Origin of the sequence: Xenorhabdus sp. PB62.4 (genome assembly GCF_014467285.1) — a bacterium.
In the GTDB taxonomy this organism is placed as follows: domain Bacteria; phylum Pseudomonadota; class Gammaproteobacteria; order Enterobacterales; family Enterobacteriaceae; genus Xenorhabdus.
This window is the reverse complement of record NZ_NKHR01000059.1, coordinates 1-4,363: the sequence shown is the minus strand read 5'-3', so window position 1 is coordinate 4,363 and position 4,363 is coordinate 1. Positions and strand designations below refer to the sequence as shown.

General features: G+C 43.1%; 6 protein-coding genes. 1 reads left to right on the top strand and 5 read right to left on the bottom strand.

Annotation, left to right across the window (positions count from 1 at the left end; translation table 11 throughout):
- Positions 1-587 precede the first annotated feature (587 nt).
- Positions 588-1,850, top strand: a complete 1,263-nt coding sequence (locus Xenpb_RS18965) for a site-specific integrase (RefSeq protein WP_187655687.1) — start codon at positions 588-590, stop codon at positions 1,848-1,850.
- Positions 1,851-1,988: 138 nt separating this feature from the next.
- Here the strand turns inward: Xenpb_RS18965 and Xenpb_RS18960 are convergent, their stop codons facing one another.
- The 5 genes from Xenpb_RS18960 to Xenpb_RS18940 all read right to left on the bottom strand — a co-directional run bounded on the left by Xenpb_RS18960 (position 1,989) and on the right by Xenpb_RS18940 (position 4,169).
- Positions 1,989-2,306: a hypothetical protein gene (locus Xenpb_RS18960; RefSeq protein ID WP_187655686.1), complete on the bottom strand. Its 318-nt coding sequence runs from the start codon at positions 2,304-2,306 to the stop codon at positions 1,989-1,991.
- The gene (locus Xenpb_RS18955; protein WP_187655685.1) at positions 2,303-2,551 is read right to left on the bottom strand and encodes a hypothetical protein; all 249 of its coding nucleotides are present in this window, start codon (positions 2,549-2,551) and stop codon (positions 2,303-2,305) included. Before Xenpb_RS18955 ends, Xenpb_RS18960 begins: the two co-directional genes overlap by 4 nt.
- On the bottom strand, positions 2,548-2,922 hold the full coding sequence (locus Xenpb_RS18950) for a phage protein NinX family protein (RefSeq protein ID WP_187655684.1): 375 nt from the start codon (positions 2,920-2,922) through the stop codon (positions 2,548-2,550). The genes Xenpb_RS18955 and Xenpb_RS18950 overlap by 4 nt, the downstream gene beginning before the upstream one ends.
- 233 nt (positions 2,923-3,155) lie before the next feature.
- Entirely contained in the window at positions 3,156-3,488 is a 333-nt protein-coding gene (locus Xenpb_RS18945) for a hypothetical protein (RefSeq protein ID WP_187655683.1), read from the bottom strand.
- A 207-nt stretch (positions 3,489-3,695) separates the two neighbouring features.
- Positions 3,696-4,169 carry a hypothetical protein gene (locus Xenpb_RS18940; RefSeq protein ID WP_187655682.1) on the bottom strand — a complete coding sequence of 158 codons (474 nt, stop codon included), beginning with the start codon at positions 4,167-4,169 and terminating at the stop codon, positions 3,696-3,698.
- Positions 4,170-4,363: the final 194 nt, after the last annotated feature.

The window sequence follows — 4,363 nt, the reverse complement described above, 5'->3', positions numbered from 1 at the left end:
TTGATATCAGAACGCGGGTCATCGATCTTACTGATAAAGTTAAAAATACTCATTATTACGATCGCTATTTTTATGGAATAGCGTGATCTTATCGTTTTAATGAGAGAAAGAGCTATAAGAAGTTATACTCTGGTCTTTATTTAACCTAAATAACCTTACTAAATATATGAGATCTCACCCTGGGGGAATTATTGTGGTGAACATAGAGGTTTTTGATGAAATATGATGGTAATGTCGTTCAACCTCAGATATAAGGTTTTTCCTATAAATTTTGGCAAATGGGGAGTGAGATGATGAATCAAGGTCGTTGTTTATGTGGTGCTGTTGGTATAAAAACCGGCCAAGGCATTGAGGAAATTAACGCATGTCATTGTAGAATGCGTTTGTTTGGTCAGGGTTAATCATAAACAATCAGATATAGTCACGAATTTAAATTTAACTTTATGAATTTTAAATTAATTTTGTTTGTTTCTTGTCACTGATTGTCAATGGTAGTCATGGATATTCACTTAGTGTCATGGGAAATATGTACATTTTCGTGTACATGAACTACATTAAAAGCTGTATTATTTTTTGAGGAAAGTGATATGGCGATTACTGATTCATGGCTGCGATCCATCAATGGCAAGCCTCAAGAAAAAATGATTACCAAGTCAGATAGGGATGGTCTGTCTGTTCGTGTGACACCTAAAGGAAAAGTTATATTTCAATTCAGGTATCGCTGGAATGGAAAAGGGGATCGTATTGACATAGGAACCTACCCCGCAACCAGCTTAAAAGATGCTCGTGACTCAGTGATTTTTTATCGTGGTGAACTGGAACAATACCGCAATCCTAAAATAGTTAAGCGTGTTCGTAAAGAATCCGCACTGAGTGCTGTGACCGTTGAGGGCCTTATACGGGATTGGTGGAAAACAACAATGCAAGGTTTAAAGGTTAATGCAGACCATGTATTGCGCTCTTTTGAGATATATGTTTTTCCTAAAATTGGTAAATTACCCCATGATGAGGTAACACTTCATGTCTGGCTTTCTTTAATTGAAGACGTTGCTAAACAAGTGCCATCAATTGGTAACCGTATATTGACATACTCTAAGAAGGCGCATAGGTGGGCGGTTCGGCGGGGAATGACCAATCTCACTCCATTATCTGATGTAGAAAGAAGTGATTTAAGTAAAAAAGATATGGATGATGATGTTAATGTTGATCCTGAAATGGGTGAAAGAGCATTAAGCGAAGAAGAACTTGAGGTCCTTTTCCAGTTTATCAATTCCCCCAAATATAACCCGCGTAATGCACTGATAATAAAATTGAGTTTGTTGTTTGGCGGGCGTATCAATGAATTACTAAAAGCTAAAGTTAATGATTTTGATTATGAAAAAAATATATGGATAATCCCGCCCGCGAACCATAAAACAGGAAGGAGAACTAAGAAGCCTATCATTAGACCGATTATTCCAGCAGCGAAAGAATTAATTGAACAAGCAAAAGAATTAAATCTAGGAAGTTCATATCTATTTGCTGTACGTAATGGAAAGCCATTTTCACGAGGAAGTTACACTAACATAGTCTTAACTCTCAACAAAAAAATGTCCAAATATTTTGGTGATTCTTATATTTCTTGGTCAATCCACGACTTACGCAGAACCATGCGTACCGGGGTATCTGAATTAACAGCGCCCCACGTGGCGGAGATCATGGTGGGGCACAAACTGCCGGGGGTGTGGCAGGTGTACGACAAGCACACCTACCTGAATGAGCAGAGAGAGGCATATGAGCGCTGGTGGGAAAAGCTGACTAAAATTGTTTCCCGTCCTCCCAGTCAAAAATATCCTGCCGCAGAAAATTAAGCTGGTCAGATTTAAATCTGGGTTTTGGGAAGCCTTCTCTTTTTTGCTTCCCATTACCGCACCACAATCTTATTGTATGTGGTTTTACGCCATACCGACCTGCCAGTTCCTTTGTCTTGATGTAGGGTGATTCTGTCATCACTCGCCTCCTTTCTGATGCCCGTTCTCCATAATTATCTTAGCTACCATTGCAGGTGTTACCGCATCACTCCATGTTGCATCAAAAATGATGCTGTACAGCTCGGTAGTGAGAATGTCATCCAATTTTTTTGGCCTTTCGGAGTAGGGCGCCTCATCGGGCACCCCGTTCATAATGTCGATAATTAGCTCAGCGATTTCCTTTTCTTCCCGTTCCGGCTTCCGGTATCCGGCTTGCCATACTGCATCGGTGATATCAGCAGGATCACCCCAGACCGAAGCGATAATTTGAGTCAGATGGAATGAGTTATTGGTCATGCTTTCCCCTTATTCCCATTTTCACACTCAGTAAGCTTTTCCCGTGCTTCTAATAACTCGTATGCCATGCGAGCTACCTCCATGCCTGTTAATTGATAATATTCATTGGCAGGCAATGATCTTCCTACAGCGTAATATTCCATTAACTGCTCTTTGCTGTGTTTCATTAATGCTGACGTTGAGTAATTATCAGAATCCTCAGTGCCGTCAGCCTTGAATCTCATTGTGAATTCGTTATTACTCATGATTGGCTCTTCTCCACCAACTCATCCGGTATCTCAACCTCATTGCCCAATTGTGCAGTGACCACAGCGCGGCAGATGGCGATTTGAGGCGTGTCTCCATACATATCTATGTTCATATAATCACCAGTACTTGTAGTAAGTGATAAACCAGCACAATACGATCCTCCCATAACAGGACATAAGCCAATTTTGTATACCTCAATCAACTGCCCGCACACTTCCCAATCCCACGACGGAGCATACTCAGGGACTATCACCACGCCATTAGGTGTTGAGTATCCGTTGTAATCCGCCATTTTTTGCCACCCCTGAGCCAACGCCACAGCCCAATCCAACGCCCGTCCCGTTAGTTCCGATGTTTTGATTTTCATTCTGCCTCCATCAATTCATCCCATACTGCATAGGCAACTGGTTCACATGGCAAAATTTCAACATGACCAGTATGTCCGCAGTTGCAACATGTCACTGGATCGCCTTCGTACAGCCAGTCTTACTTCCCTGTCTCGGTATCGACTAAGGCGCTTTCCACTCCGCATTTCTCACAATCACCTAGCCAAGCAACGTTCACTTTTTTCATCTCAATAGTCCTTTTTTGATTTTCATTTTAATGTTCCTCTACTACTGGAGCGGGGATATCATCCATATAGCACCAGTGCGTGACTTCATCGTTTTCATGCTCTTCCCACTGTTGCTTATCAGTATCCCAGTAGTCGTAACCTGCGCTGGAAATAGAACCAAAAGAAGCATAAACAAGACACGGACGAGACCAGTTCCCATCATCCTCTACAGGCATCCTGTCCCGGACACTTACCCAAGGGATTACTTGGGCTTTTTTGCTTTCATCTGCCTTCTTCAACAACCAATCCGTCCACTCGCGCCCGTCGTCAATGTGACCGGGTAAACCAATTTCATTCTGTGCGTTATCGATGCTGATCATTGTTTTTTACCCCTCTTGCCTGTCTTCACGGGTGTTATCTTCACTGCCGCCACTTTGGGTGCGGGTGGCAGAGGAGGGCAGATGCCCTCGTGAATATGTTGATTACGTCTCATGCGGTGGATATGCCGCTTGGTGTGATCCCTGCCGTCGTCGATGTGGACTACCGTTCTGACCAGTTCGTCGTTAATGTCCACCCTCTGGCGGTGCTTATTGGTCACGGCTTGCCTCCACTTCTTTTACCATTTGCTCGGCAAGTTCGAAGGCGTTTTCGTAATTCGGCGTAACCACAAAAATAGGGTTGCCGTAAAGTTTGTTTGTGAGAGGGCTAAACCGGAATCGGCAGGGTGCTTCCATGCCGGATGGCTCTATAAGTACAACGCCGCTGCGAAACATCAAATACGGGTAAGCCAGGTACTCAAGGCGAAAGTACGGTGCCACATTTTGTCTCTCTGTCGGGATGACTTTATTCAGGTCAGGGAGGCGCCCCTTGATGATTTCCAGGCGAGTGAAGCTAAAAGTTTTATTATCTTCATCCAAATGAAAGGCTCTTGTTGCATCATCGAATTGGATTTCAGTGAAACAAGCCTTCTCTGGAATATCGCCGCAGAACCGGATAATTAGATCGATGTCAGTAGGTTCATTATCATCAAAGAAAGTACCGCTCTCCTCCTTAAGTTCCATGCGAACCAGTACATGCCCGTTAGTGGCTTCAATATGTTGTCGGGTAATATGTACCCCGGTTAATCCGCTGTCTCTTGATCACATCTATAGCTCAAGAGACTGTGCAAGCAAGTAACCCTCAAGGATGGTTTGTAATATGAACCATCCTTCCCATAGTCTTTCCCATCCTACTCGACCATTACGTTTTGAATCGT